The sequence below is a fragment of the Vibrio sp. 10N.261.52.A1 genome, from assembly GCF_002876325.1.
GTDB lineage: Bacteria > Pseudomonadota > Gammaproteobacteria > Enterobacterales > Vibrionaceae > Vibrio > Vibrio chagasii.
In genome coordinates this window covers 1,889-2,144 of sequence record NZ_MCYD01000725.1, presented here as the reverse complement: position 1 = coordinate 2,144, position 256 = coordinate 1,889, and the positions used below count along the sequence as shown (strand labels likewise).

Below are 256 nucleotides of genomic sequence, written 5' to 3'. Positions count from 1 at the left end.
CCTTACCAACAGTCAGAAGTATTCCGCTTCGGCAACGTGGTTGTTGATGATTGGGAAGGTCAACTGAATGCATGGCCACTAGATGAAGGTCTGATTGATTACGTTTCTTCTGATTACCAATACGAACTAGGTAACGAGGGCGCAAGCGCTAACATCGTTGCAAACAAAACGTTCCAAATCGGTCAAACGACAGTAGACGCGACGAACATTACACCAGAATTAATTGCCGAGCTTAACGAGATCGGTGGTTCTGAAG

The 256-nt window shown here is 45.7% G+C and carries 1 protein-coding gene; it reads left to right on the top strand.

Annotation, left to right across the window (positions count from 1 at the left end; all coding sequences use genetic code 11):
• Positions 1–256: imelysin family protein (locus BCT81_RS14760; protein WP_277869815.1), on the top strand; the 256-nt coding region annotated here is incomplete at both ends.